The sequence below is a fragment of the Sphaerisporangium fuscum genome (assembly GCF_018531465.1).
GTDB classification, from domain to species: domain Bacteria; phylum Actinomycetota; class Actinomycetes; order Streptosporangiales; family Streptosporangiaceae; genus Sphaerisporangium; species Sphaerisporangium fuscum.
Genome location: NZ_JAHDTF010000001.1, coordinates 73,115 through 98,878, shown reverse-complemented (window position 1 = coordinate 98,878; position 25,764 = coordinate 73,115). Strand labels below are relative to the sequence as shown.

17 protein-coding genes are annotated in these 25,764 nt (G+C 70.7%); 4 read left to right on the top strand and 13 right to left on the bottom strand.

The window, feature by feature from the left end; genetic code table 11:
- Positions 1–79 precede the first annotated feature (79 nt).
- Both KIK05_RS00400 and KIK05_RS00395 read right to left on the bottom strand, forming a co-directional pair.
- Positions 80–2,326: a glycoside hydrolase family 3 N-terminal domain-containing protein gene (locus tag KIK05_RS00400; protein ID WP_214408447.1), complete on the bottom strand. Its 2,247-nt coding sequence runs from the start codon at positions 2,324–2,326 to the stop codon at positions 80–82.
- A gap of 102 nt (positions 2,327–2,428) precedes the next feature.
- Positions 2,429–4,654, bottom strand: coding sequence for a family 2 encapsulin nanocompartment cargo protein terpene cyclase (locus KIK05_RS00395; RefSeq protein ID WP_214408446.1), 2,226 nt, complete (start codon positions 4,652–4,654; stop codon positions 2,429–2,431).
- Between the two features lie 305 nt (positions 4,655–4,959).
- Here KIK05_RS00395 and KIK05_RS00390 point away from each other — a divergent pair, with 305 nt between their 5' ends.
- Complete coding sequence (locus tag KIK05_RS00390; RefSeq protein ID WP_214408445.1) at positions 4,960–5,886, top strand: IclR family transcriptional regulator; 927 nt, start codon at positions 4,960–4,962, stop codon at positions 5,884–5,886.
- 11 nt (positions 5,887–5,897) lie between these two features.
- On the opposite strand, the gene KIK05_RS00385 is transcribed toward KIK05_RS00390, so the two are convergent.
- The 3 genes from KIK05_RS00385 to KIK05_RS00375 form a co-directional block, all read right to left on the bottom strand.
- Positions 5,898–6,461 (bottom strand): C40 family peptidase, encoded by a 564-nt coding sequence (locus KIK05_RS00385; RefSeq protein WP_308249668.1) that lies wholly within the window; start codon positions 6,459–6,461, stop codon positions 5,898–5,900.
- 142 nt (positions 6,462–6,603) lie between these two features.
- Entirely contained in the window at positions 6,604–8,229 is a 1,626-nt protein-coding gene (locus tag KIK05_RS00380; RefSeq protein ID WP_214408443.1) for an endo-1,4-beta-xylanase, read from the bottom strand.
- Between the two features lie 323 nt (positions 8,230–8,552).
- Positions 8,553–11,495 carry a glycoside hydrolase family 48 protein gene (locus KIK05_RS00375; protein ID WP_214408442.1) on the bottom strand — a complete coding sequence of 981 codons (2,943 nt, stop codon included), beginning with the start codon at positions 11,493–11,495 and terminating at the stop codon, positions 8,553–8,555.
- 476 nt (positions 11,496–11,971) lie between these two features.
- Between KIK05_RS00375 and KIK05_RS00370 the strand changes: the two genes are divergently transcribed.
- Positions 11,972–12,187 carry a DUF6158 family protein gene (locus KIK05_RS00370; RefSeq protein ID WP_214408441.1) on the top strand — a complete coding sequence of 72 codons (216 nt, stop codon included), beginning with the start codon at positions 11,972–11,974 and terminating at the stop codon, positions 12,185–12,187.
- A 139-nt stretch (positions 12,188–12,326) separates the two neighbouring features.
- On the opposite strand, the gene KIK05_RS00365 is transcribed toward KIK05_RS00370, so the two are convergent.
- The 8 genes from KIK05_RS00365 to KIK05_RS00330 form a co-directional block, all read right to left on the bottom strand.
- Positions 12,327–13,805, bottom strand: coding sequence for an ice-binding family protein (locus KIK05_RS00365; RefSeq protein ID WP_214408440.1), 1,479 nt, complete (start codon positions 13,803–13,805; stop codon positions 12,327–12,329).
- A gap of 366 nt (positions 13,806–14,171) precedes the next feature.
- Complete coding sequence (locus tag KIK05_RS00360; RefSeq protein ID WP_214408439.1) at positions 14,172–15,749, bottom strand: cellulase family glycosylhydrolase; 1,578 nt, start codon at positions 15,747–15,749, stop codon at positions 14,172–14,174.
- 253 nt (positions 15,750–16,002) lie between these two features.
- Positions 16,003–17,415, bottom strand: a complete 1,413-nt coding sequence (locus KIK05_RS00355) for a serine/threonine-protein kinase (RefSeq protein ID WP_214408438.1) — start codon at positions 17,413–17,415, stop codon at positions 16,003–16,005.
- Positions 17,402–18,409 (bottom strand): LacI family DNA-binding transcriptional regulator, encoded by a 1,008-nt coding sequence (locus KIK05_RS00350; protein WP_214408437.1) that lies wholly within the window; start codon positions 18,407–18,409, stop codon positions 17,402–17,404. The genes KIK05_RS00355 and KIK05_RS00350 overlap by 14 nt, the downstream gene beginning before the upstream one ends.
- A 305-nt stretch (positions 18,410–18,714) precedes the next feature.
- The gene (locus KIK05_RS00345; RefSeq protein WP_214408436.1) at positions 18,715–19,773 is read right to left on the bottom strand and encodes an LLM class flavin-dependent oxidoreductase; all 1,059 of its coding nucleotides are present in this window, start codon (positions 19,771–19,773) and stop codon (positions 18,715–18,717) included.
- Positions 19,774–20,047: 274 nt separating this feature from the next.
- Positions 20,048–21,529, bottom strand: a complete 1,482-nt coding sequence (gene hpaE / locus KIK05_RS00340; protein ID WP_214408435.1) for a 5-carboxymethyl-2-hydroxymuconate semialdehyde dehydrogenase — start codon at positions 21,527–21,529, stop codon at positions 20,048–20,050.
- On the bottom strand, positions 21,526–22,443 hold the full coding sequence (gene dapA, locus KIK05_RS00335; protein WP_214408434.1) for a 4-hydroxy-tetrahydrodipicolinate synthase: 918 nt from the start codon (positions 22,441–22,443) through the stop codon (positions 21,526–21,528). The genes hpaE and dapA overlap by 4 nt, the downstream gene beginning before the upstream one ends.
- Before the next feature lie 4 nt (positions 22,444–22,447).
- On the bottom strand, positions 22,448–23,878 hold the full coding sequence (locus KIK05_RS00330; protein WP_250562034.1) for a fumarylacetoacetate hydrolase family protein: 1,431 nt from the start codon (positions 23,876–23,878) through the stop codon (positions 22,448–22,450).
- Between the two features lie 191 nt (positions 23,879–24,069).
- Here KIK05_RS00330 and hpaD point away from each other — a divergent pair, with 191 nt between their 5' ends.
- Complete coding sequence (hpaD, locus tag KIK05_RS00325) at positions 24,070–24,927, top strand: 3,4-dihydroxyphenylacetate 2,3-dioxygenase (RefSeq protein WP_214408433.1); 858 nt, start codon at positions 24,070–24,072, stop codon at positions 24,925–24,927.
- An 82-nt stretch (positions 24,928–25,009) separates the two neighbouring features.
- The gene (locus KIK05_RS00320) at positions 25,010–25,756 is read left to right on the top strand and encodes an alpha/beta fold hydrolase (RefSeq protein WP_214408432.1); all 747 of its coding nucleotides are present in this window, start codon (positions 25,010–25,012) and stop codon (positions 25,754–25,756) included.
- Positions 25,757–25,764 lie beyond the last annotated feature (8 nt).

The window sequence follows — 25,764 nt, the reverse complement described above, 5'->3', positions numbered from 1 at the left end:
CCCAAGTCTGGCAGCCTGCCCGCCGCTCGGCGCACTGTGGATCTTCCACTCTTGAGCAGGACAAATGTCATGGGTGGTTTCATGTGACGGAGCACCGCAGCCCGTTCACCGAGAACGCCGCCGGAGGCGCGTTGGTGCCGCCCACCGAGGCGGTGAAGCCGAACGACGCGCTGCCGCCCGCCGGGATGTTCCCGTTCCAGCCGCCGTCGGTCACCGTCACCTGGGCGCCGCTCTGGGCCGCCCTGGCGTTCCAGGCGTTGGAGATCCGCTGGTCCCCCGGGAAGGCGAAGGTGAGGGTCCAGCCGTTCACGGGCGCGCCGGTGACGCCGATCGTCACCTCGGCGTTGAAGCCGCCCTGCCACTGGCTGGTGACCTTGTAGGCGACGCCGCAGGCCTGACCCCCCGGCGTGGGCGTCGGGGTCGGTGTGGGAGTGGGGGTGGGGGTCGGCGTCGGGGTGACCGGCGAGTACGTCAGGCCGTAGCCGTAGTCGAACAGCGCGGGCTTGCCGTCCCCCGCGTTGATCGGCTCCTGGGCGAACTCGCGCATCCAGGTCATCGGCAGCTTGCCGGTGGGCGCGTAGTCGCCGAACAGCACGTCGGCCACGCCGCCTCCCTCGGTGCCGGGCAGCCACGACGCCAGCAGCGCGTTCCAGCCGCCGACCTGCGAGGCGATGTCCAGCGGCCGCCCGGAGACCAGCACGACCACCAGCGGCACCCCCGACGCCCGCAGCCGCGACAGCGTCGCGAGATCGGCCGCGTCCAGGGAGAGGGAGGAGGGCCGGTCGCCCTGGCCCTCGGCGTACGGCGTCTCGCCGACCACCGCGACGGCCGCCCGGTAGGAGGAGTCGATGCCGCTGCCGTCCCGGTTGTAGGTGACCGTCGTGCCGGAGCCGACCTTGTCGCGGATGCCCTGGAGGATCGTGGTGCCCGGCGTGATGGCCCCGGAGGAGCCCTGCCAGGTGATGGTCCAGCCGCCGCTCTGGTTGCCGATGTCGTCGGCGTTCTTGCCGGCCACGAAGATCTTCCCGCCGGACTTGGCCAGCGGGAGCAGGCCGCCGTCGTTCTTCAGCAGCACCTGCGACTCGCGCACGGCCTGCCGTGCCAGCGTCCGATGGGCGGCGCCGCCCACGGTGGAGGTGTACGACCGGTCGGTCAGCGGCCTCTCGAACAGACCGAGCTCGAACTTCTTGGTCAGGATGCGCCGGTTGGCATCGTCGATCCGCGCGGTGCTCACCCGCCCGGCCTGCACCTCCGACTTCAGCAGCGAGATGAACCTCTTGTAGTCGGTCGGCACCATCACCATGTCGATGCCCGCGTTGACCGCCGTCCTGACCTCGTCGGCCGTGAAGCCGCTCTGCCCGTCGAGCTGGTCGATGCCCGCCCAGTCGGACACGACGAAGCCCGTGAAGCCCAGCTCGCCCTTCAGCACGTCGGTGATGAGGTAGCGGTTGCCGTGCGTCTTCTGGCCGTTCCAGCTGCTGTAGGAGATCATCACCGACCCGACGCCGCGCTCGACCGCCGCGCGGAACGGCGGGAGGTGGATGGCCCGCAGGTCCGCCTCGCCGAGCTGGGTGTCGCCCTGGTCCCTGCCGCCGGTGGTGCCGCCGTCGCCGAGGTAGTGCTTGGCCGTGGCGAGCACGGAGGCGGGGCCGCCGAGGGAGGTGCCCTGGAAGCCGGTGACGATCGTCGTCATCTGGCTCACCAGCTGCGGGTTCTCACCGAACGACTCGTAGGTGCGGCCCCATCGGTCGTCCCGCGCCACGCACAGGCACGGCGCGAACGTCCAGTCGACGCCGGTGCCGCTGACCTCCTCCGCCGTCGCGCGGCCGACCTTCTGGGCCAGGTCGGGGTCGCGCGTCGCGCCCAGCCCGATGTTGTGCGGGAAGATCGTCGCGCCGGCGACGTTGTTGTGGCCGTGCACGGCGTCGACCCCGTAGATCATGGGGATGCCGAGCGGGGTGGACGTCGCCTGCCGCTGGAAGGTGTCGTACATGTCGGCCCAGCCGGTGGCCGAGTTGGGCGAGGGCACCGATCCGCCGCCCGACAGCACCGATCCGATGCGGTAGGTCGCCAGGTCGGACACGGGGTTGAGCGCCGAACGGTCCACCTGCGTCATCTGCCCCACCTTGTCGTCGAGGGACATCCGCGACAGCAGGTCGTCGACCCTGGCGGAGACGCTCAGGCTCGGATCCTTGTACGGCGGAGTGTCGAGCGCCGTGGCCGGACGCGGCTGCTGCACGGCCCCGGCGGTCGCGAGGACCAGCAGCACGGTAAGGGGGATCTTCAACGCCGCACGCAGGCGGCGCGGGCGGGTCAGGGTGGTCATCGGCTCCTCCTCGATGTCGCCGCGACCGTAGGAACCGCCGCCCGCGCCGGTCAATCGAACCGGCCGGCCACCCGCGCCCACCTGGGAGGACGCGGGAAACTTTCACGCGCTGCGCAGCAGGGCGGCAAGGCGCGCCGCCGAGGTGCCAAGGCCCGTGGGGCCGCCGAGCGGCCGCGTCACCGCCGGCGGATGCTCCAGCTCGGACCCGACGTAGCGTCTGGTCGTCTGGTGCCACAGCAGGATCGCGGCCATCCAGTCGCGCAGCTCCTGCATGTAGCCGGTGAGCGAGCGCCGGGCCGCCGCGTCGAGGCAGTGGTCGTCGAACAGCACCGGCAGCTCACTGTCGACCAGGTGCTGGAACTGCCGCATACGGCTGGTCATCAGGTCGTTGACGATGCCGAGGGCGCGGGTGGCGTCGCAGGAGAAGAAGCTCTGCACCACCAGGACGCAGTTGTGCAGCTCACCCTCGAACTCGACCTCCTTCTGGTAGGAGAACACGTCGTTGAGCAGGCAGGCGTAGTCGGCCGTGGCGTTCTCGATGCCGAGCATGGTGCGCGTCCGGTAGATCTCGGGCGGCACCTGATCGCCGTGGGCCAGGCGGGCCAGCGCCCTGGTGAGGTCGGACCCGAAGGTCTTGCGCCGCATCTCCATGTAGTCGACCGGGTCGGGGACGCGGTTCTGGATGTGGTTGGCGAGCTCCCACAGCCAGCTGTCGGTCATCTGCTCGACCGCGGCCCGGAAGGCGCGCCGTCCGCCGGCGGTCATGGGCGCCGCGGTGCGGGCCCACAGGTCGGCCAGGCCCCGCTCGAACGGGCTGACCGGCGGGGGAGTGGCGCCGAGGTCCAGCGGCATGAACGCCGGCAGCCGTTCGACGCAGACCTTCGCGCCCGCCATGTCGCGGGTGGGGTTGAAGCACGCGGGGAAGTAGTCGTCGCCGAAGGTGCCCCAGGTGAGCCACTCGGCGGCCAGCGTCAGCTCGTGGACGGAGGCGTCGGGGTCGATGCCCGCGGCGCACAGGGCGAAGTCGAAGCCCTCGTTCCTGTGGGCGGTCCACAGCCGTGCCCCGGACAGCTCGGGCAGCGGATCGTGGAACCCCATGCGCTCGGCCCAGGCCCAGCTCTCGCGGCGCGCGGTGTCGAGGTGCGGGTTGAGCCGGACCGCGAACGGCATCGTGAACTCCGGCCGCGGCAACGGTCCGACGTGCCGGTACGGGACGTGCAGGTGGCTTCGCGGGCCGCCGGGCGCCGTGAGGCCGGCGATCAGGCCGGCGTACGCCGAGGAGGTGCCGAGCCCGGTGGGCCCGCCCAGGACGGATCCGGACGCCGGCCGCTCGCCCGAGGCGCCGTTCATGTAGCGGCTGGAGCGCATGTGCCATTCGTGCCCGCCGGACTGCCAGTCCTGCAGGCCCTTGACGTAGGCCAGCACGGCGCGGCGCTCGTGGGGCAGCAGGGCCTGCTCCTCGACGAGCCGGGGCAGCTCGGTCAGGGCGGTGTTCTCGAACTGGTGCAGACGGGAGGTGAGCAGGTCGTTCACCGCGTCGGCGGCCTGCTGGGTGTCGTAGCCGAGGAACTTCTCGAAGACGAGCACGCCGTTGCTGAGCTCGCCCTCCTCCTCGACCTCGCGCTGGTAGGAGAACAGGTCGTTGCGCAGGTGGACGGCGTCGGCGAAGGTGTCCCGGAGCACCAGCATGGGTCTGCTGTGGGCGATCCGGGCCGGGATCTCGGCGCCGGCGGCGTGCTCGACGAGGTTCGCCGACCAGGGCGCGCCGCCGACCCTGCGCCGCATCTCGATGTACTCCAGCGGGTTGGCCACCCGGCCCGCGTTGATGTTGGACAGCTCCCACAGCGACTCGTCGAGGAGGTTCTCGGTGCTCTCGGCGAACCTGGTGCGCCAGTCCAGCGACATGGCGGGGACCGTGCGGGCCCACAGGTCGGCCAGCCCCCGCTCGACCGGGTTGGACGGCGGCGGCCCGTCGGCGGTGGGATGCACGGGCATGAACGCCGGAAGCCGGTCGAGGTAGGCCTTCGCGCCGGCGATGTCGCCGCTGCGCTTGTAGACCTCCAGGAAGTGGTCGTCGAAGAAGAAGACCCAGACGTACCAGTCGGTGACGAGGTCGAGCTCGTCGGGGGAGGCGTCGGGGTGGGTGTAGGCGCACATCAGCCCGTAGTCCATGGCGTCGAGCTGCCGCTCGTCCCACACGCCGAGCCCGGGGTCGAGCATGCCCATCGCCTCGGCCCACGCCTTGGTGTGGATCCGCGCCCTCTCCACATGGGGGTTCAGCCGGGCGGGATACGGCACGTAGAAATCGGGAAGCGTGAAGGGCTGCATCGTTTCCCCGTTCGTGGAAGACTCCGGCGCGACTCCCGGCCTCGCAGAAAGCTACCGATCGTCAACGGAAAGTAAAAGCCGCCGTTCCGGCCGGTGGAACGTGCGAGATCCGGTGCCGCCCGTCGAGACGCGGAGCCTGACGCCGGATGTGTGCCCCGGGAGGCGTCGCGGACCGCCGCGATCGCGCTACCATGACTCGGCCGCCCCGACCGCGTAGCGTGGCGAACCGTCGCGCTGCGTGTCGAAGTCCTCCCCTCCGTCCACCGGCCGCTCCCCCCACGTCGCCAGGTAGGTGAACTCCGCCGATGTCGCGAGACCTCGCCCGTGACGACCTGTTACAGCAGCAGCGGCGCCCCGGGCGGGCGCCGGCCGTACGTCCAGCGGACACGCCACGACGCGCGGAACCGTCGCAGCACTCCGAACGCCGGCCGCGCACACCCGACCCCGAACGCCCGCCCGGCAGCCTGGAGAAGGGGATCACCCTTCTGTCGTTCCTCGGGTCCGCCCTCCAGCCGGTGGGCCTGGCGGAGCTGTCGCGGAGGACCGGGCTGCCCAAGACCACGGCCTACCGCCTGCTGGGTGTGCTGTGCCGCAGGGGTTTCGCCCGCAGGGTCGGCCTCGACTACGTGCTGGGCGAGGAGCTCTCCGCGCTGACCGGCGCGGCGCCTCGCATGCCCCCGGGCGCCCGGCGCGTCATCCTCCCGCACGCGCTCCGCCTGTACGAGCTGACCCATCACACGGTCAACCTGGCCGTGGCCCACGGCCTGGAGGTCGCCTACGTCGAGCGCCTCTACGGCCAGGGCCGGGTCGCCTCTCCTTCCGACGACGTCGACCGCGCCCCCCTGCACTGCACGGCGACCGGCAAGGTGCTGCTCGCCCACGACCGGGAGCTCGAGGCCGCCTTCCGCAGTCGCGGCACCCCGCGCCGCCTGACCCGCCACACCCTGGTGACCCCCGCCGCCCTCGACCGCGAACTGGCCCTGGTCCGCCGCCAGGGCGTCGCCCACTCCCGCGAGGAGTTCGCCGAGGGCCTGGTCTGCGCCGCCGCTCCCGTGTTCGCCGCCGACGGCCGCGTCGCCGTGGCCCTGGGCGTCGCCGCCGACGGCGCCACCCCGCCGTCGGCCCGGCTCACGGCCCTGGTCAAGGCGACCGCCCAGGCCGCCTCCACGGCCATGGCCAGGTTCCTCGCGGGACCGCCCGCCACCGGGGGACCGGGCCGCCCCCGCCTGTGAGGGCTCTGCGGTCAGCCCTCGTAGCGGTAGTAGCCGGCGAGGTCGGGGAGGATGGTGACCTTGTCGGTGCGGATGGTGGTGCCGGTCCGGAGCGCGTTGATCATTTTGCCGTGGCCGATGTAGATGCCGACGTGGTGGGTCCTGAGCGTGCGCTTGCGGACCTTGCCGTAGAAGACCAGGTCGCCGGGGCGGGCCGCGGCGGGCGGGATCCTGCGCAGGCGGCGGACGTGGTCGTCGGTGGTGCCGTCGCCCAGCACGTCGTCCTGGTAGGCGAGCTGGTAGACCCAGCGGGCGAGGCCGGAGCAGTCGAGGCCGCGGGTGGTGGCCGCCGGGCAGGGGCGGATGGAGCCGTGGTATCCCTGGCAGGTGCCGAGCGAGGGGCCCGCCTGCGGGCCGTGGCCGCCGCCCCACACGTACGGGATGGGCCCGCCCGCCCACTTCGACTGCTCCTGGCCGACCTCGATGGCCTGCGCGATGGTCACGATGCGGTTCAGCTCGCCGCCGACCAGGGGTGCCGAACCCGCCGCGAGGACCAGTAAGCCCGCGGTGATCGCCAGCCGGATACGTCGTGCCACCTGGACCCCCGTCCCGTACCTACAGCTTCCTTTCATTGTTGCCACGGCAACGACTGATATGGCGTTATTTCTTGAAATACCACTGTAAGTAAGCGTGAGGGAACGCTTCCCCCGGGGTGCGGGCCGGGGGAAGCGTCGCAGGTCAGGAACAGGTGACGTCGGTGGGGGTCGCGTTGGTGCCGCTCTGGGCGCCGGTGAAGCCGAAGCTCGTGGAGGCGCCAGGAGCGAGGGCGCCGTTGTAGGAGGCGTTCTTCACCGATACCGCGGCGCCGGACTGGCTGACGGTGCCGTTCCACAACTGGGTGATCGTCTGCCCGCTCGGGAAGGTCCAGGTGACGGTCCAGCCCGTCATGGCCGCGGTGCCGGTGTTCTTGACGGTGACCGAGGCCTGGAAGCCGTTCGGCCAGGAGTTCGTCACGGCGTACGTCGCGGTGCAGGCGCCGGTGCCACCCCCGCCCGGGGCGGTGGTGAACGTGACGGCTCCGGACGCGGCCGAACGGTTGCCCGCGGCGTCCCTGGCGACGACCCGCAGCGTGTAGGAGGTCGAGGGGGACAGCCCGGTCAGGGTGACGCTCGTACCCGCCGAGCTCCCCACGACGGTGCCCGCGGCGTCGACCACCTCGTAGCCGGTGACGCCGACGTTGTCGGTGGACGCCGTCCACGACAGGGTGGCCCCGGAGGAGGTGATGCCGGTGGCGGCGGGAGTGCCGGGCGTGGTCGGCGCCTGCGTGTCACCGGTGCCGCTGCCGGCGTTCAGGGCGTCGAGGATGCCGCTGTAGGCGGGCTTGGCGTTGTAGTTCTCGTCGTACGGCAGCGCGGCGCCCTGGCCGGGGAAGGTGTCCGGCACCCAGGAGTATTTGTCGGTGATCCCCCAGATCGTGATCCCCACGCACCGGGAGACGGCGAGGCAGGCGGTGAAGACCTTGTTGTAGTCGCTCCGCTGGGTGCTCAGCTTCCCGGAGTCGGACGGGGTCTGCATCCGGATGTCCAGCTCGGTCAGGGCGACGTCGACGCCGAGGTCGGCGAAGCGCTGGATGTTCTGCCGGAGGTCCGACGGCACCTGGCCGAGGATGAGGTGGGCCTGGAAGCCCACGCCGTCGATGGGGACGCCCTGCGACTTCAGGGTCTTGACCAGGTTGTACATCGCGGTGCTCTTGGAGTTCACGCCCTCGACGTTGTAGTCGTTGATGTACAGCTTGGCGGCGGGGTCGGCCGCGCGCGCGGCGCGGAAGGCGGCGGCGACGAAGTTCTGGCCGAGCTTCTGGTACCAGAAGCTGCCGCGGAAGGTCCCGTCCTCGTTGAAGATCTCGTTGACCACGTCCCAGGCGTAGATCTGGCCCTTGTAGTGGCCCACCACGTTGGCGATGTGGTTCTCCATCGCGCTCTGCAGGTCGGTGGCGCCGAGGTTCTGCACCCACGAGGGCGTCTGGTTGTGCCAGACGAGCGTGTGCCCGCGCACCTTCTGGCCGTTCGCCTGCGCGTGGCTGACGATCGCGTCGCCGTTGGCGTAGGTGAACTGCCCGCGGGAGAGCTCGGTGGCGTCCCACTTCATGGAGTTCTCGGGGGTGACGGCGTTGAACTCGCGGTCGAGCACGGTGCGGTACGGCGCCTCGTTCGCCAGCGGGTTGTTGGCGACGGCGGCGCCGACGTAGACGCCGCGGGCGGCGGCCGCGTCCCGCAGTGTGGAGGCGGCTCCGTACGACGGCAGGGCCGCGCCGGCGGCGAGGAGGGCTGCCAGGGGCAGCGCTTTCCACATCCTGGCGGACATCGGGGGTTCCTTTCTGGCCTGACCCCGTCTACGAAACTTCCGGGCTCCGACAGAAACTTTCGGAGCGGGGTCGAAGGGAGGGGTACGGCCGACCGGCCGTACCCCTGAAGAGACTGGTGCCGGGAGACACCCGGCCGGACCCGTGGGCGGGCCCGGCCGGGCCGCGGTCTCGCGCTCCCAGGGCAATGTCGAGACCACGTGCGGGGGGTCTTGCGGAGCTACCGGGTGCCGAGCGGGGTGCGGTGGTGGTCAGGCCCCCCGCACCCCGCCCTCGGCGAGAGCGCGGTGGCGGTCAGGTACCACCGCACCCGGCGCGGGCCGGATCAGGGGAACAACTTGCCGAACTCCGCCAGCGCGATGGCGACGTCGGCCTGAGCCCAGAACCGGTGGTAGTTGAAGGTCGGCGCCGGACCGGTGCCGTTCAGGTACGCCTGCACCTTCGGCCAGTCCGGGTCGTTCTTGTACCAGGACCGGATGGAGATGAAGGTCGAGCTGGAGTTGATCGGGTCGCCGTTCGGCATCTTCCCGGACCAGCCGGCGGGGATGTAGATCGGGTCGTCGAGCCGGCTGTAGTCGGTCTTGGTCTCCGGCACCGACACGCCCTTGGTGTCCTGGTAGTTCTTCCAGATGCCGTCGAGCAGCGACTTGGCCAGGTTCTTGGCCGCGGTGTCGTTCGCCTTGGCCGCGTAGTACATCAGGGCCTTGGCGTAGGCGCCGGCGACACCGACGTCGTTGGTGTAGTCGGCGATCGAGACGTGCAGGCCGGCGTTCGAGCCGGGGCTCGACGCGTTCCACGTGTCGGGCTGGCCGGTCCACGTCAGCGTCGACGGGATCTTGTAGGTGCCGTCCGCGTTGACCGTGGTGTTGGCACTGGCCCAGGCCACCCACTTGTCGAGCAGCGCCTTGGCGGTGGCGTTGCCGCTGACGTAGTAGTACTCCGCCACGCGCTCCATCGTCCAGGCCTGGAAACCGAACCACTGGTTGGACGGCGGGTCGTGGTAGACCGGCTGCCAGTCGTAGGCCATGCCGTAGAACGTCGGCGTGCCCGCCGGCGGCGCCGCGTAGTGGCCCTGCCAGCTGTTGGTGGCGCCACCCGCGATCGCGCCCTCCGCCGACTGCAGCCAGCGGTAGAACTCCAGTTGCCGGGTCAGGCTCGTGCTCCAGTCGGTGACGGCGGTCGCGCCCTTGGGCTTGAGCACGTCGACGTTCGACAGGGCCCAGGCCGCCAGCGGGTTCTGGTAGCCGGAGTGGTTGTGGCTCGCGCCGATGCGCCAGGCCCAGCCGGCGGAGGTGTCGAGCGCGCCACCCCAGGCGTAGTACCAGGACAGCAGGTACGCCGAGCTGTCCTTGCCGGTGCCCGCCGCGCAGGAGGTGCTGGTGCAGCCCTGCTTCTTGAAGTACTTGTCGTACATCGCGTAGCGCAGGTAGTCGCCCATCTTCGCGGCCTTGGCGACCGTCGAGGAGATCTGCGACTCCTTGCCCTGCTCCTTGGCCCAGGTGTAGGCCCAGTAGGCGGCCTGGACGGCGCGGGCGTCGGCGTCGGGCGCGTCGGTGTACTTCCACTGCTTGGCGTAGGAGCTGTCGCCGGTGAACAGGTCGAGGTAGCCGTTCGGGCCGCCGTACTTGAAGGTGTCGCAGGAGGGCTGCGGCACCGTCTCGAAGACCGATTCCTCGGGCCCGCGCTGGTAGGTGTTGATGTAGGCGGGCTTGGTGGTGCCGTCGCCGCAGTGCCCGTAGCCGTAGGTGTTGTCGACGTCGAGCAGCCAGTGCATGCCGTAGACGTCGCTGTTGCCGTAGGCGCTCTTCAGCTCGTTGGCCAGCGGGTCCTGGCCGACGCTGACGCCGCCGTCGAGCTTGGAGGGGTACTGCTTGATGTCGTCCCACTCACCGGCGTAGGTGGCCGGCTTGCTCGGGTTGTAGAACGAGTTGGTCGGCTGGTCGGCCTGCGAGGGGATGATGTACTTCTCCATCGTCGCCCAGGCGTCGTTGAACCTCGTCCAGGTCCCGGTGATCTGCCCGTACACCGCCTCCAGCCACAGGTAGTAGCTGAACGCCTCGGAGGTCGTCTCGTGGCCCTGGTCCGGGGCCTCGACCATCAGGGTCTCCACCGAGTGGTACGGCACACCCTGAGGTGAGAAGTACCCGTTCGCCGGGTCGTGCAGTTTGTTGTACAGCGTGGTGAAGCGGGCGATGTAGTCGTTGTTCCCGCTGCCGTCGTTGTCCGCCTCGGTGGCCACCAGGGAGGCGGAGGTCCAGCCGGAGGCGGTCGAGGTGAACGTCGCGGTGCCGGCCGCGGTGTCGGAGTCCTCGGCGGCCGCGATGGTCACGGTCTGCGGGGTGTTCCAGTTGGAGGGGGTGAAGGTCAGGCTCCCGCCGGACTGGATCGTCAGGTCGGCGTCGCCGCCTGCCGCCTTGGCCGTCGTCACCGTCACGTTCGCGGCGGGGGCCTTCGACAGCTTGACGCTGTAGGAGGCGGTGCCGCCCTCGGGGACGACCAGCGTCGCCGGGCTCACGACGATGTCGGAGGTGGAGGTCCCGGAGACGGTGATGCCCACGGGGCTGGACGTCGTGGCGGCCCCGCTGTTGTCGGTCGCCTTGGTGGTCAGGGAGTAGGCGCCCGCCGGGACGTTCGTCCAGCTGTAGGTGTACGGCGCGGTGGTGTCGGTGCCGAGCAGCGTCGAGCCGTTATAGAACTCCACCTTGGACACCGTGCCGTCGGTGTCCGCGGCGTTGGCGGCGAGGTTCACCGTGGCCGGCGCGGTGAAGGTCTGCCCGGCGGTGGGCGAGGTCAGGCTCACAGTCGGCGGCTGGTTGACGGGGGTGCCGCCGTTGCAGGTGACGCCGTTGACGGTGAACGACGTCGGCTTGGCGTTGCTGCCGCTGTAGGTGGCCTGGAAGCCGATGTTGGTCGACTGACCGGTGCCGAGGTTGCCGTTCCAGCTGAGGCTCTTGGCCGTCACGGCGGTGCCGCTCTGCGACCAGTCGGCGCTCCAGCCCTGGGTGATCTTCTGGTTCCCGGCGAAGCTGAACCCCAGCGTCCACCCGGTCCAGGCGTCGCCGTTGTTGGTGATCTTCACGTCGGCCGTGAAGCCGCTTCCCCAGTCGTTGGGGGTGTAGGCGACCGAGCAGGCGACGGCGGCCGAAGCCGGTACGGAGGGGAGAACGGTGAGGACCCCCGCCGCGAGACCGACGAGCGCGGCCCACGTGCCACGTTTCTTCGTCCGTGGTCGTGGGAGCGCTCCCGCTCCTAGTGACGATGTAGACATTCTGGACGTACTCCAAGGGGTGCGAAGGCGATGGAAGGTGCAGACGGTGGCGCAGCGTCGGTCTCGTACCGGATGGGGAAGGTGAGATCAGTGGGAGCGCTCCCACATCGGATTCTGGTAGGTGTGCGAAAGATGTCAATGACGTGCCGGGCGGATTTCGGGCCCGGGACGGCCCGGGCGTCGCCAGCCTGGACCTTCTCGGCCCGCCGCCGAGGGCGGAGTGGCGGGTCGCCTGAAACTTTCACCGGCCGATGAGGGCCGGCGCTCGGTGATCTTCCGTCGGAGTCCCGTCCTCCTCCTCTTCTGGGGAGAGTACGACTTCTCGCTGACGTATCCGCAGGTCAGAGGATCATGCGTTCGTCCAGGTGGCGCCGGGGAAACGGATGGTCTCCGCCGTCGTGGGCCGGTCTTCAGTGTGAGATATCCCGCTTTGTCATGGGGTGACGGATTCGGGGTGCCGGGTACAAGGTGGAGTTATGAACAGATCCGATCCGAGAAACCTGAGCGTGCGAGATCTGCGCGCCGAGCTCGAACAGCTCGAGGAATCATGGACCGAGACGCTGCTGCGCGGTTCCGACGATGCCCTGGACGACTTCACGTCACGCCAGAAGGAGCTGGAGGAGGAGTTCGACCGCCGCCGACGAGGAGACGCCCCGGTCGCCCCGGAGGAGGGTGACGACCACCCCGTCTGAGTCGGTCAGGGCCCGGCCCGCCGGACAAGACAGAAACGAGTGAGAACGACCACATGACAGTGACCTCTGCGAGAAGGTCTGCATGCGAGGGGCCCGTCCGAGACGATCGGACGGGCCCTTCGGCGTTCGGGCTGTGTGGTCAGCCGGTGACGGCGACGCGTGGGCGTTGTGCCGCTTGGTAGTGGTGCTTTTTGGCGTATGGCTTGTTGTAGTGCTGCTTGTAGTGCTTGTAGTAGTGGGGTGCGTGGTGGTGGGCCGACCAGCGGTCCCAGTGGCCGTGGCTGCCGCCGCCTCCGTGCTCGCCGAGCACGCCTTCGAGGGTGTGCAGGGTCTGCACGGTCACCAGGCGCTTGTGGTCGCGGTGGCGGTCGTGACGCTCATGCCGGCGCTTGCGGTCGGTGGGCTTGACGTGGTCGACCTCGGTGACTTCGGCCTTGGGCTGCTCGCCGTTGTCGTCCTTCTTGACCTCGTCGGTTTTGGCCGGGTCGGTCTTGGGATCGTCCTTTTTGCCGTCGTCCTTCTTGTGCTCGTCCCTCTTGTGCTCGCCCTTCTTGTGTTCGTCGCAGGGCTCCTCCTTCAGGCATCGGCCGTCCGGGCCGATCAGCACGGTGACGGGCTGGGAGAAGCTCGGGTCGAGCGTGGCCGAGCCGGGGTAGGAGGCGACGATGGAGTGCTGGCCCTGGGTCAGGGCACTGATCGGCAGGCCGGCGTGTCCCTGGGCGTCGAGGCTGCCGGTGCCCACGCTGGTGCCGTCGACGAGGAAGGCCACCTGACCGGAGGTGACGGGCAGGTCGCCGGCCCTGTGCACGGTCGCGGTGACCGTCAGCGGGCTGCCGGGTCCCGTGGAGGAGCACGTCGTCGTCAGCGTCGTGGTGGTGCCTCGGCCGGTCGGCGGCACCGGGTCGCAGACCTCGGGTCGCGTGATGGTGTCGCTGTTCAGGCTCACGGTGGTGCTCGCGCCGTTGGCGAGCAGCCGGCCGACGACGGTGACGCCGGCGCCCACGGCGATGGAACCGCCCGCCGTCGGCGAGGGCCTGAGCAGGATGTTGCCGCGGAAGGTCGACGGGCTGGTCAGGGTCGCCCCCGTGCTCAACGCGAAGAACACGTTGCAGGCCCGGGCGCCCCCGGTCAGCACGATCGAGCTACCGGCTCCGGTGGTGAGGCTCGACCCCCGGATGACGAAGACGGCGTCCGGGTCACCCTGGCCGTTGAGAGTGAGGGTGCCGTTGAGGGTGAAGACCCCGCCCTGGGTGTCGTACACGCCCGCGTTCAGCGTCTGCCCCCCCAGCCCTGAGGCGATCGAGCTGGTGAGCGTCCGCGTGGTGAGGTCGGTGTAGGCGGCCGACGTGTCGGCCTGCGCCTGCTGGGCCACGAAATCGCCGAGATGGATCGTCCCGTTGACCGAGTTGGTCGGCAGGCCCGAGATCGTGGCACCCGGGGACACGCCTACATCGCCGGTGACGGTGGTGGCGCCGGTGTTGGTGATCGAAGATCCGGCCAGAACCGCGAAGGAGCCGGCCCCGCCGAGGTTCACCGGGGTCGCCTGCGCGCTCGCCGAGTTGGGCGTGGCGGCGACGATCCACATCGCCACGCTCGCCGTGATGGCCCCAGCCAGCAAGGAACGAACGAAATGTCGTGCCCCGACACGAGGCCGACTGGCATGTTTCATAAAGCGGTCCTTTGCTTGTGGTATTGCTATGTGAAAACGCATTGCCGATGATGCGCCTCGTGAACCCACCGTACTGACCTTTGCCGTCGTTATCCGTATGCGACATGCGGAAAATTTAACGCCCGCTCTATCTGCGTATAAAATGGAAATGTCACCCGCTGCAGCTGAACAGAGGTGTTGGTCGCGCTGGCCCGCTTTCAGCCTCGGTTGGGAAATTCGCGCCGGGCGATGTTCTCCCGGCGGCGAGGAAGGTCTCGAAAACGAAAAAGGGCGTGCCGCGGAATGCGGCACGCCCTGGGTGGAGGGGTCAGGTCGTCATCGGCAGGTGATGCCCGACGGACCGGGGGTGGAGGGGCCGTTGGCGGTGAAGCCGACGGCGACCGACTGGCCAGGGGCGAGATCGGCCGCGTAGCTCGGAGCCTTGGCCGTGAAGGTGGTCCCGCTCTGGGTGAGCGTGGCGTTCCAGCCGCTGCCGAGGGTGACGCCGGAGGGCATCGTCCAGCCGACCGACCAGTTCTTCCAGGGCGCCGTGCCGGTGTTCTTGACCGTCAGCTCGGCCTGGAAGCCTCCGGACCAGGTGTTGGTCAGGGCGTACGACGTCCCGCAGCTCACCGCTGTCGGGGTCGGGGTGGGGGTGGGGCCGCCGTTGCCGCCGCCGCCCACCGGCGGGATGAGGTAGGGCTGCAGGATGCTCTGCTTGGCCTGGTCGACCGTGGTCCAGTCGTCCTTGAGGATGCCTCCCGTGTCACCGGAGTTGGGGTTCCAGGACCAGTAGGTGAACGACATGCCGTTCACGCCGGTGCCGGTGTACTTCAGCAGTTCCCGCAGCCAGGTCTTGTCGATGTCGCTCGCCAGCGTCGTGCCGAACTCACCGATCATGATGGGCGCGATGTTCTGCTTGTACAGGTAGCCCCAGAAGGCGTCCCAGATGGCGGGCATGTTCGCGGGGTAGGTGGGGTCGTCGAACCACGCCTGGTGGTAGACCGAGGTGGCGTACTCGTGGGGGGAGTAGACCAGCCGGTTGGCGACGTTCAGCCGCACCGGGTAGTCCTTGGCCTTCGACAGGTTGCCGCCCCACCAGCCGCAGGGCTCGTCCGGGATGTTGTCCCAGGAGTTGGCGTTGCCACCGCTCGGGCAGCTCACGCCCTCGACGAAGATCAGCCAGTTGGGCTGCACCGAGAGGACGGCGTTGCCGGCGCGCTCGGCGGCCAGGCGCCAGTCGCGGGCCGTGTCCCCGCATCCCCAGCAGGCACCCGTGCCGTTCGGGTCGGTCCCGTCGGCGTGCGGCTCGTTGTGCAGGTCGGCGCCGATGACCGTGGTGTTGCCCGCGTAGTGCTGGGCGAGCGACTTCCAGTCGTTCAGCCACGTGCTCTCGGGTACGGCCGAGGTGTACCACAGCGCGGTCTGCCCGGCCGAGGTCGGGCGGTGGCGGTCGAGGATGATGCGCATCCCCTTGCCCCCGGCGTAGTCCACGACCTTGTCGAGGATCTGCATGGGGGACAGGCCGACCAGGTCGGGGTTGCTGCTGGTGTTCACGCTGGTCGCGACCGCGCCGGGCTTGATAGCGTCGTCGGAGAACGGCACCCGGATGGTGTTGTAGCCCAGGCTCGCCATCAGGTCGAGCTGGCTCCTCCAGGGGTTGCCCGACCACAGGCCGTGGAAGGTCTTGTTGTCGGTTTCCATGCCGAACCAGTTGATGCCGGTCAGCCGGACGGTCGCGCCGGTGCTGTCGACGATCTTGTTGCCGCTGGTGTGCAGGTAACCGGTGCCGGTGCCGCCGGCCGCCTGGGCGGGGGCCGAACCGAGCGCGACCGCCAGCACGGTGGTGGCGGCGGTGGTCGCGACCGCCGTGAGGGCGGCCTGCCACCTCCTGCCGGTCCATGGAGATTTCATCGGGATTCCTTTTCGGCGAGGCGCGTACGGCACCGCGGAGAGTGCCGTACGCCTCCGGGTACGGCCGGGCTGCGCTCGTCATGCTTCGGCGCGGCTTTCCGGCGCGTCAACCGCCGTCGCCCTCGTTCCCCCGGTGACCTGGGCGGTCGCATGTAACTTTCATCCAGGCCCGCCGGACCGCCGCCGGGATTCCCGGGCGGCGGTCCGGCTCCACCAGCGGAAAGAGAAGACGGCGGAGCCACGCTCCTCCGGCTCAGGCGGCCTTCTGCAGGGCGTTCCCGATGAGCGTGAGGCTCTGTTCCAGTCGCTCGCGCGCCTGGGGTGAGAGGCCTCCCTCACGGGTGCGGTCGTCGAGCTTGCGGCGGACGCTCGCGATGCCGTCGCCCGGGGCGTCCGGTGACCGCAGGAGGTTGTGCAGGACCTGGCGAAGGTCGAGGGCGACGTCGGCGCGGATTTCCCCGCTGCTCTCGCCGGCGGCGATGGCGGCGTCGAACCGGCCGACCGCCTGGCCGAGCGTGGGGACCGACCGGGTCGCGGCGGGTGCGGCCGTCCGCGTCCGCGAGAGGGTGGGCGCCGTCACCGGCTCCCGCTCACGGACCTGCGTGGCGTCCGTCTCCTTCCCGCGCGCCGGTGAGGGGGACGGGGCGGTGGACACCGGCCCCGCCCCGGCCGCCGGCGTGTTCAGGGCCGTCGTCGCCGGGAGCGGTGAGCCGGGCCGCATCCACAGCAGGGTGGCGGTCCAGGTGGCCAGCGCGGCGGCGACCAGGGAGGCCACCCGCACGCGCCGGATCCACGCGGCCGTCTCCCGCGCCGGGATGAGCGGGGCGCTCAGCGACGCGGTGAGGATCTCCGCCGCGTGCTGCGCGCTCGGGCGGTCCTCCGGGTCCTGGGCCAGGCAGCTCCGGCACAGGGTGACCACTTCTGGGGGCAGGCCGGGCACGCCCGCGGGGGCCGGGGGAGGCCCGCTCCGCTGCGCGGCCTCCAGTGCCTCCCAGGTGGTCTCCGGGTAGGGCAGCGCGCCGGTGAGCATCTCGTACAGCAGCACGCCGAGGCCGTACACATCGACGGCGGGGTGCACGGGGGCGCTGGTGAGACGCTCGGGCGCCACGTACGGGGGCGTGCCGAAGTCGGCCAGCCGCTGGTCCACCTGCTCGCCGACGAACGCCGCTATCCCGAAGTCGAGCAGCTTGGCGCCCTCGGGGGTGAGCAGGACGTTCTCGGCGGTGACGTCGCGGTGGACGATGCCGCGCTGATGGGCCGCGGCGAGCACCCGGGCCACGCGCGTCCCGATCACGGCCGCCTCGCGCCAGGGCAGGGGCCCCTCGGCGATCCGCTCCGACAGCGGCCGCCCGTCGAGCAGCCGCATGACGACGTACGCCGCCAGCCTCCCGCGCGTCGTGACCGTCTCGCCGTAGTCGTAGACCTCGATCGCGTCCGGGTGGAGCAGGCGCGCGGTCGCCCGCGCCTCCCTCCGGATGAGCTCGCGGCCGCCGTGGTCGCCGCCGACGCTGCCGTCGAGCAGCTTGATGGCGACGGTCCGGTGCAGGGACTGGTCGAAGGCCCGCCAGATGGCGGACATCCCGCCCGAGGCGATGCGTTCCACGAGCCGGTATCTGCGCGTGAGCACGTCGCCTTCCCGCATCTCCCCCGAATCAAGTTGATTCACGTACGACCAGCTCCGTGGGCAGTATGGGGTTGCCGTGCGGGACGTCGGATTCCGAGGTGATCGACATCAGCAGCATCCGGGCGGCGAGCATCGCCAGCTCCTCCACCGGCTGGCGGACGGTGGTCAGCGTCGGGGAGGTGTGCCTGGCCAGGGGGGCGTCGTCGAACCCGATCACCGCCACGTCGTCGGGCACGCGGCGCCCGGCCCGGCGCAGGGCCTGCATGGCCCCGGCCGCCATCGGGTCGGAGGCGGCGAAGACCGCGTCCAGGTGCGGGGACCGCTGCAGGAGCCACTGCATGGCGTGGGCGCCTGAGGCGTGGGTGAAGTCGCCGTACGCCACCGGCACGTCGGTCATGCCGGCCGCGTGCAGGGTGCGCAGGAAGCCGTCGAGGCGGTCGCGGGCGCCGGGCAGCGTGGGCGGCCCGGCGATCACGGTGATCGCCCTGCGGTTGGTGAGCAGGAGGTGCTCGGCCGCCTGCCGCGCCCCATCGCGGTTGTCCATGTCGACGAAGGGCAGGTCGACGCCGTCCGGTGGACGCCCGGCGCTGCGCACCGCGATCCCGGAGGCGGCGAGGGTGACGGCCAGAGGATGTCGCTCCCGGGCGCCCGCGAGCAGCACGCCGTCGAAGGAACCGGTGACGAGCGGCGGGGCGGCGATCGTCGAGGTGGCGGGCGTGGCGGTCATCACGACGAACGGCACGCCGTAGCCGCTGAAGACCTCGTCGGCCGCGGACAGGAGCCTTGCGTAGAACGGCTCGGCGAACATGCGCTGGGTGTGCTCGCAGATCACCGCCGCGACGAGCTGGTCCGATCGGCGGACCGAGGTGCCCCGGGGCGCGCGGTGCCGCACGTACCCCAGACGTGACATCGCGTCGTGGACCTGACGGCGGGTCGAGGTGCTCACCCGGACCGAACCGGTGAGCACTCGTGAGGCCGTGGCGGGGGAGACCCCTGCTTCGGCTGCTACCTGGGCAAGCGTGGGCTGGTCAGCCATGCGGCTTCCTCCGCTTTCAAGGTATTTCGCGAAGGCGTGGGAGCGCTCCCATTACAATAACAGTGTTTCTTCCGTGTCAACAGATGTTTCCGACAAATGTTCCACGCCGGTCTGGAGGCGATGTTACGGAGATATTCCATGGGAAGAAAGGTGTCTGTCAGAGTCGCCGCGGGGGTGATGAGCGGGGGCGCGGAGATCGCGGGCGCGCGTCGGGGCCGGACAGAGCGGCTTCCCGACATGCGAGGGGGCCGCGTGCGGACGCACGCGACCCAGGGATGCGTTACGGGACCGTTACCCGGCGCCGGTCAGCGCTTCATGCCGTAGGCGGAGGCGATCAGCTCGTACGAGCGCAGGCGCGCCTCCCCGCCGTGGACGTTCGCGGTGATCATCAGCTCGTCCACCCCGGTGCGCTCGCGCAGCGCGTCCAGGCCCGCCCGGACGGCCTGCGGCTCGCCGTACACGACGTTCGACAGCCAGTCGTCGACGAACTGCTGCTCGATGGGGCTGTAAAGGTAGGCCTCCGCCTCCTCCGGGGTCGGCAGGGGGGTGGGCGCCCCGCGCCGCAGCCGCAGCATGCCGAGCGCGCCGGTGCGTACCCTGCGCAGCGCCTCCTCCGCGGTGTCGGCCGCGAACGCGCTCACGCCGATCATCGCGTACGGCTTCTCCAGCACCTGTGAGGGCTGGAACGCCGTGCGGTAGATCTCCAGGGCGGGCAGGGTGTTCGCCGCGCTGAAGTGGTGGGCGAAGGCGAACGGCAGCCCGAGCAGCCCGGCGAGCTGGGCGCTGAAGCCGCTGGAGCCGAGCAGCCAGATCGGGGGACGGCCCGAGCCCGGGGCGCTCGCCTCGCCGGGGATCGCCCTGATGTGCTCGTACGGATGCCCGGCCGGGTGGGCGTGGTCGAGGAAGGCGGTCAGCTCGGCCAGCTGCTGCGGGAAGTCGTCGGCGTCCGGCGTGGCGGAGCGGCGCAGCGCCCGCGCGGTCGCCTGGTCGGTGCCCGGGGCGCGACCGAGCCCGAGGTCGATGCGCCCGGGGTGCAGGGCGTGCAGGGTGCCGAACTGCTCGGCGATGACGAGCGGGGCGTGGTTCGGGAGCATCACCCCGCCGGAGCCGAGCCGGATCTCGCTCGTCGCGGCCCCGAGATGGGCGAGGATCACGGCCGGGGACGAACTGGCGACACCCGGCATGCCGTGGTGCTCGGCCACCCAGAACCGGTGGTACCCCCACTCCTCGGCTCGGCGGGCCAGCTCGGTGGTGGTCCGCAGCGCCTCGGCGGGCGTGGAGCCGGCGCCGACGGTGGCGAGGTCGAGGATGGACAGCGGGACGGGAGACTCGCCTCGGGCGACACCGCGGATCAGATCAGTCACAAGGGGCACAACCCCCGCCTACCAGCCGGTATTCCAGGCAATTGTTTTGGGAGCCCAGGACCAATTATGTGACGTTTTTAATTGTCCGAAAACGGAAAACCGCTGGATACGGTCGCCGCGGCCGCGACCATATCCAGCGGAGCCGAAAAGGAGATGGCGACCCGGAAGATCTCGTCCGGGCCCGCACCTCCGCCACCCTTCGTCGCCGGCGGCCGAAGGCGACCGTGCCGTACGGCGGCGGCGCCACCGGCCGTACGGCACCCCGGCCGCCGGGTCAGGCCGCGCCGAACCGGGGAACCGGCAGGTCCTCGGTCGCCACATGGACGATGTGCGACTCGGTGTAGACGTCGATGCTGTGCCGCCCGCCCTCGCGGCCCAGGCCGCTGGCCTTGACCCCGCCGAACGGCGTGCGCAGGTCGCGGACGTTCTGGGAGTTGACCCAGAGCATGCCGGCCTCGATGGCCTGGGCGAGCCGGTGGGCGCGGCGCAGGTCGTTGGTCCACAGGTAGGCGGCCAGGCCGTACCGGGTGGCGTTGGCCAGTTCCACGGCCTCCACCTCGGTCGTGAACGGGGTCACGCAGACGACCGGGCCGAAGATCTCCTCCTGGAAGATCCGCATGTCCGGTGTGACGTCGGCGAAGACCGTGGCGGACAGGAAGTTGCCCGCCGGCAGGTGCTCGGGCCGGGAACCCCCGGCGACCAGGCGGGCGCCCTGCTCCACACCCACGCGCAGGTACTGCATGACCCGCTCGTAGTGCTCGGGGTGGATGAGCGCGCCCAGCTCAGTGGACGGGTCGTCCGGCGCGCCCACCCGCACCCGGGAGGCGCGCTCGGCCAGCCGCGACACGAACTCGTCGTAGATCGTGTCCTGCACCAGCACGCGGGAGCTCGCCGTGCAGCGCTCGCCGTTGAGCGAGAAGACCCCGAAGACGGCGGCGTCCAGCGCCCGGTCGAGATCGGCGTCGTCGAAGATCACCAGAGGCGACTTGCCGCCGAGCTCCATCGAGAGGGTCTTCAGGTCGTCGGCGGCCGAACGCATGATCGTACGTCCGGTCCCGGTCTCCCCGGTGAAGGAGATCACCGGCACGTCGGGGTGTGCCACCAGGGCGGCCCCCGCCTCCTCGCCGATGCCGTGCACCAGGTTGAACACCCCGGCGGGCAGCCCCGCCTCCTCCATGATCCCGGGCAGCAGGCTCGCCGACAGCGGGGACCACTCGGCCGGCTTCAGCACCACCGGGCACCCGGCCGCGAGCGCCGGCGCGAGCTTCCACGTCTCCAGCATGAACGGGGTGTTCCACGGGGTGATCAGCCCGGCCACCCCCACCGGCTTGCGCACCACGTAGTTGAGCTGGGCGGAACCGACCCGGTAGACGTCCTCGCCCAGCGTGGTGATCACGTCGGCGAAGAAGCGGAAGTTGTGCGCGGCCCGCCTGGCCTGCCCGCGCGCCTGCGTGATGGGCAGGCCGGTGTCGCGGCATTCGAGGGTGGCGATGCGCTCGTCGAGCGACTCGATCGCCGTGGCGATCCTCCGCAGCACCCCCGCGCGCTCGTCGCCGGTCATCCGGGGCCAGGGGCCGTCGGTGAAGGCCTTGCGGGCGGCGGCCACGGCGGCGGCGACGTCCTCCGGACCACCCGCCGCCACGGTCAGGTAAGGCTCGTTGGTCGCCGGCTCCAGGGCCGTGAAGGTCGCACCCGAGACGCTGGGCACGTGCGCCCCGTCGATGTAGTGCTCAAGCTTGGTCGGGACGGTGCTCATCGGGTGGTGACTTCCTCGCTCTGTGCCAGCAGTTCCTTGATCCGCGTGATTCCCGGCTCCGTGGGGGTGATCAGCGGCGGGCGGACGTGCCCGGAGGCGATGAGTCCGCGGTGCTCCAGCACCCACTTGGCCGGGGCCGGGTTGGTCTCGACGAACAGCAGTTCCACCAGGGGGTGCAGGGCGTAGTGCAGGTCGAGGGCCCTCTGGTGATCGCCCTCCACGTACGCCTCGTACATCCGCGCCACGGCGGCCGGCGCCAGGTTGGCCGCGGCGCTGACGAAGCCGACCCCGCCGATGGCCAGCAGCGGCAGGCAGAGCAGCTCGATGCCCGACCACATCAGGAAGTCGCGCCCGCACAGGTGCAGCACCTTGGAGAAGTGCTCGAAGTCCTTGGTCGTCTCCTTGATGCCCACGATGTTGTCGTGGGCGCGGCGCAGCCGGGCGACGGTCTCGGGGGCGATGTCCACCGCCGTCCGCGAGGGCACGTTGTAGATGACGATCGGCAGGCCGGGGAACTCGGCGGCCACCGCCGCGTACCAGCGGAACAGCGCCTCCTGCGTCGGCCGGGCGTAGTAGGGGGTGATGACGAGGGCGGCGTCGGCGCCCAGCCGTTCGGCCTCGGCGGTCAGGCGGAGCGTCTCCTCCAGCTTGGCCGAGCCGGTGCCCGGCAGGAACGGCACGCGGTCGGCGGTCTCCTCGGCCACCGCGGTCATCGCCGCGATCCTCTCCTCGATGCTCTGCGCGCCGGGCTCGCCGGTGGAACCGCCGGTGGAGACGCCGTGCGAGCCCTGTTCGAGCTGCCAGCGCACCAGTGCCCGCAGCGAGGCGAGGTCGAGCTCGCCCTCCGCGGTGAACGGGGTCACCACCGGCGCCATGGACCCGCGGATGGTCGCCGGGTCCGATCGGAATCTCATCTGGTCACTCCTCGGGGGGAAGGGGTCGGGTGGCCCGCCACGCCTCGTACGCCTCGCGCCAGGTCGGGCTCAGGGGGTAGAGGCCCTCGATCGAGGCGCCCTCGCCGACGCGCTCGTAGATGAAGCGCTCCTCGTCCTCCTGCCGGGCGGCGTCCCGCGCGACCTCGGCGGCCAGGCGCGGCGGGATGACGACGACGCCCTCGGCGTCGCCGACCAGCACGTCGCCCGGCATGACGAGGACGCCGCCGCACGCCACGGGCACCTGGGAGTCCAACGGGACGTGGCGGCGGCCGAGCACGGCGGCGTGCGGCGCGCCGAAGTAGACGGGCAGGTCCAGGGCGGAGAACGACGGGCTGTCGCGCAGCCCGCCGTCGGTGACGACGCCGGTGGCGCCCCTGCGCAGGGCGCGCAGGGCGAGGATGTCGCCGAGCGTCCCGGCGCCGTGGTCGCCGCGCGCCTCGATGACGAGGATCTCGCCGGGCCGGATCTCCTCGACCGTGCGCTTCTGGGCGTTCATGCCGCCGCCGATCTCACCGAACACGTCCTCACGCAGGGGCACGTAGCGCAGGGTGCGCGCGACGCCGACCATGCGCAGGTCGGGACGGGCGGGGCGGACGCCCTCGATGAAGTGGTGGTCGATGCCCCGCTTGCGCAGCTGCGACGACAGTGTCGCCGTGGAGACCGACCGCAGCGCCGCGTCCGTCTCGGCGTCCAGGGGGTACGGCGACGGCGCGGCACCGAGCGCGGCGGCCCTGGTCTCCTGGCTCACCTTGGGCCGGACGCCCCAGGGGGCGAGCTCGCCGGGGTCGTCGACGATCTCGTTGCGCAGCCGGCCGGCCCCTTCGAGCTCGACCTCGACCACGTCTCCCGGGTGCACCACAGTGGAGCCGGCGGGGGTGCCGGTGAGGATCAGGTCGCCGGGCTCCAGCGTCATCATCCGGGACAGGTCGGCGATGAGCAGGTCGAAGCCGAACAGCAGCTCGCCGGTGCCGGCGTCCTGGACGATCTCGCCGTTCACGTAGGTGCGCAGCCGCAGCTTCGCCGGGTCGGCGCCGGTGAGGATGGCCGGGCCGACGGGGGTGTAGCCGTCCTGGCCCTTGGCGCGAAGGTTGGAGCCGAGGTCGGCGTGCTTGAAGTCGTAGACGCCGAAGTCGTTGGCGGCGGTGTAGCCGGCGACGTGGTCCAGCGCGCGTTCGGGCGGTACCCGGTGGGCCCGCGTGCCGATGATGATCGCGATCTCGCCTTCGAACGCCAGCAGCTCGCAGCCCGGGGGACGGACCACGGCGCGCCCCGACCACGACAGGGAGGACGGCGGCTTGAGGAAGTAGGAAGGGACGGCCGGGGTCCTCCCGCGTTCGGCGGCACGGCTGCGGTAGTTGAGGTGGACCGCGATGATCTTTCCTGGGGTCAGACCGAGCGGGTGGTCCAACGTCATCCCCCTTCAGATCGTATATGACTTCATGCAGGATAACGGATCGAGGGAGGTAGGGCTATAGACAAAGATATTTGGATTCGTACATGATTTGACGCGCACCGGCCCTGCCTGCCCCGATGCCCCTCGCAGCGGGCGGCGTCTCCTCGCCGGTGTACTGGCCGGCCCGGTCAGCGAGCCTCGGGAAGGGTGTCATGGGAGAGATCGTCCTGGCGGCAAAGATCACTCATGTGCCGTCGATCTGGTTGTCCATCCAGCCTGGAAAGCACTTCGGCATCCGCCGCCCGGCGGAGCTGGCGCTGACGGAGATCGGCAGACGCGCCCGCGAGCGCGGCGCGGACACCTTCCTGGTCGCCGACACCCACTGGATGAACAGCATCGGCTTCCACCTCAACGGCAAGGAGCGGCACCAGGACTCCTACGCCAGCCATGAGCTGCCGCACTTCATCCACGACCTGGAGTACGACTACCGCGGCGACCCCGAGCTCGCCGAGCTGGTCCGTGAGGAGATCGTCGCCGGCGGGCAGAAGGCGCTCGTCCACACCTACCGTGACCTGGGCCTGGAGTACGCCACGCTGGTCCCGATGTACTTCATGAACGGCGACTCGGCGATCCGCGTGCTGCCGATCGGCTGCAACATCTACTCCACGATCGAGGAGAACCGCCGCATCGGCGAGGCCCTGCTGCGCGCGGTGCGGCGCAGCGACCGCAAGGTCGCCTTCCTGGCCAGCGGCTCCCTGTCGCACGCCTTCCCGCCCAACGAGATCGCCGAGTCGCTGCTCAACGACGTCAGCAGCGAGATCAACCGGGAGGTCGACATGGCCGTCCTGGACATGTGGACCGAGGGCAGGATCGCGGAGTTCCTCCAGATGCTCCCCGACTACAACAAGCGGTGCACGGGCGAGGGCGCGATGGCCGACACCGCCATGCTGTTCGGCCTGCTGGGCTGGGACGACTACGCCGGGCAGGGGGAGCAGCTGTGCCCCTACTTCGGCAGCAGCGGCACCGGGCAGGTCGTCGTCGACTTCCCCGTGCCCGCGTTCACGAGCTGAGTTCGGCCGGGCGCGCTCCATGACAGGCTTCCACTGCGATACGATCAAAAATCGTATGTGAAATCTGTTGAAGAGGTGCCCCATGCCGATCCCTCTCGCCGCCCACACCTACCTCCCGGATGAGCCCGACGACGGCGCGCCGCCCGTTCTCCTGGTCCACGGATTCTGCTCCGACGGGCACCGCGACTGGGTCGAGCCCGGCACGGTCGCCGCGCTGACCGCGGAAGGGCGGACGGTCGTCGTGCCCGACCTCCCGGGACACGGGGCCAGTCCCGCCCCGGCGACCGCGGCCGAGGCCACGGCCGGGGCCCTGGCGGAGGCGCTGCTCGCCGCGCTCGACGCCGAGACGGCCGCGGGGGTGTTCGACGTGGTCGGCTACTCCCTCGGCGCGCGGCTGGCCTGGGAACTTCCCGTGGTCGCCCCCGGCCGCGTGCGCAGGGCCGTTCTCGGCGGCCTCAGCCCGGCCGAGCCGTTCGCCGCGGTGGACCCCGGGGCGCTGCGCCTGGCCGTCACCGGCGGGCCCGAGCCTGCCGACCCGTTCACCGCCATGATCGCCGGTATGCTTCGGGCGCAGGGGGACCGGGCGACCGGCCTGGCGACCTGTGTGGAGGGCCTGCGGAGCACGCCGTTCGAGCCCGGCGACTGGGCGGGAGCGGCGCCGCCGTTGTTCATCATCGGGCAAGACGACATGATGGTCCGAGGAATCGAGCGTATCCTCGGACTGGCCGGAGCCGCGGCCCCGGTCACGGTCCCCGGTGACCACCACCAGGCCCTCGCGAGCGGGCATTTCCGCACCGCTGTGGTGAAGGCCCTGGCAGGCCGAGAGTGAGGGGACAT

Bases quoted from the DNA above. Each gene is read 5' to 3' on its own strand.
- KIK05_RS00400 (WP_214408447.1), bottom strand. From the start codon at position 2,326: ATGACCACCCTGACCCGCCCGCGCCGCCTGCGTGCGGCGTTGAAGATC.
- KIK05_RS00395 (WP_214408446.1), bottom strand. From the start codon at position 4,654: ATGCAGCCCTTCACGCTTCCCGATTTCTACGTGCCGTATCCCGCCCGG.
- KIK05_RS00390 (WP_214408445.1), top strand. From the start codon at position 4,960: ATGTCGCGAGACCTCGCCCGTGACGACCTGTTACAGCAGCAGCGGCGC.
- KIK05_RS00380 (WP_214408443.1), bottom strand. From the start codon at position 8,229: ATGTCCGCCAGGATGTGGAAAGCGCTGCCCCTGGCAGCCCTCCTCGCC.
- KIK05_RS00375 (WP_214408442.1), bottom strand. From the start codon at position 11,495: ATGTCTACATCGTCACTAGGAGCGGGAGCGCTCCCACGACCACGGACG.
- KIK05_RS00370 (WP_214408441.1), top strand. From the start codon at position 11,972: ATGAACAGATCCGATCCGAGAAACCTGAGCGTGCGAGATCTGCGCGCC.
- KIK05_RS00360 (WP_214408439.1), bottom strand. From the start codon at position 15,749: ATGAAATCTCCATGGACCGGCAGGAGGTGGCAGGCCGCCCTCACGGCG.
- KIK05_RS00350 (WP_214408437.1), bottom strand. From the start codon at position 18,409: ATGGCTGACCAGCCCACGCTTGCCCAGGTAGCAGCCGAAGCAGGGGTC.
- hpaE (WP_214408435.1), bottom strand. From the start codon at position 21,529: ATGAGCACCGTCCCGACCAAGCTTGAGCACTACATCGACGGGGCGCAC.
- dapA (WP_214408434.1), bottom strand. From the start codon at position 22,443: ATGAGATTCCGATCGGACCCGGCGACCATCCGCGGGTCCATGGCGCCG.
- KIK05_RS00330 (WP_250562034.1), bottom strand. From the start codon at position 23,878: ATGACGTTGGACCACCCGCTCGGTCTGACCCCAGGAAAGATCATCGCG.
- hpaD (WP_214408433.1), top strand. From the start codon at position 24,070: ATGGGAGAGATCGTCCTGGCGGCAAAGATCACTCATGTGCCGTCGATC.
- KIK05_RS00320 (WP_214408432.1), top strand. From the start codon at position 25,010: ATGCCGATCCCTCTCGCCGCCCACACCTACCTCCCGGATGAGCCCGAC.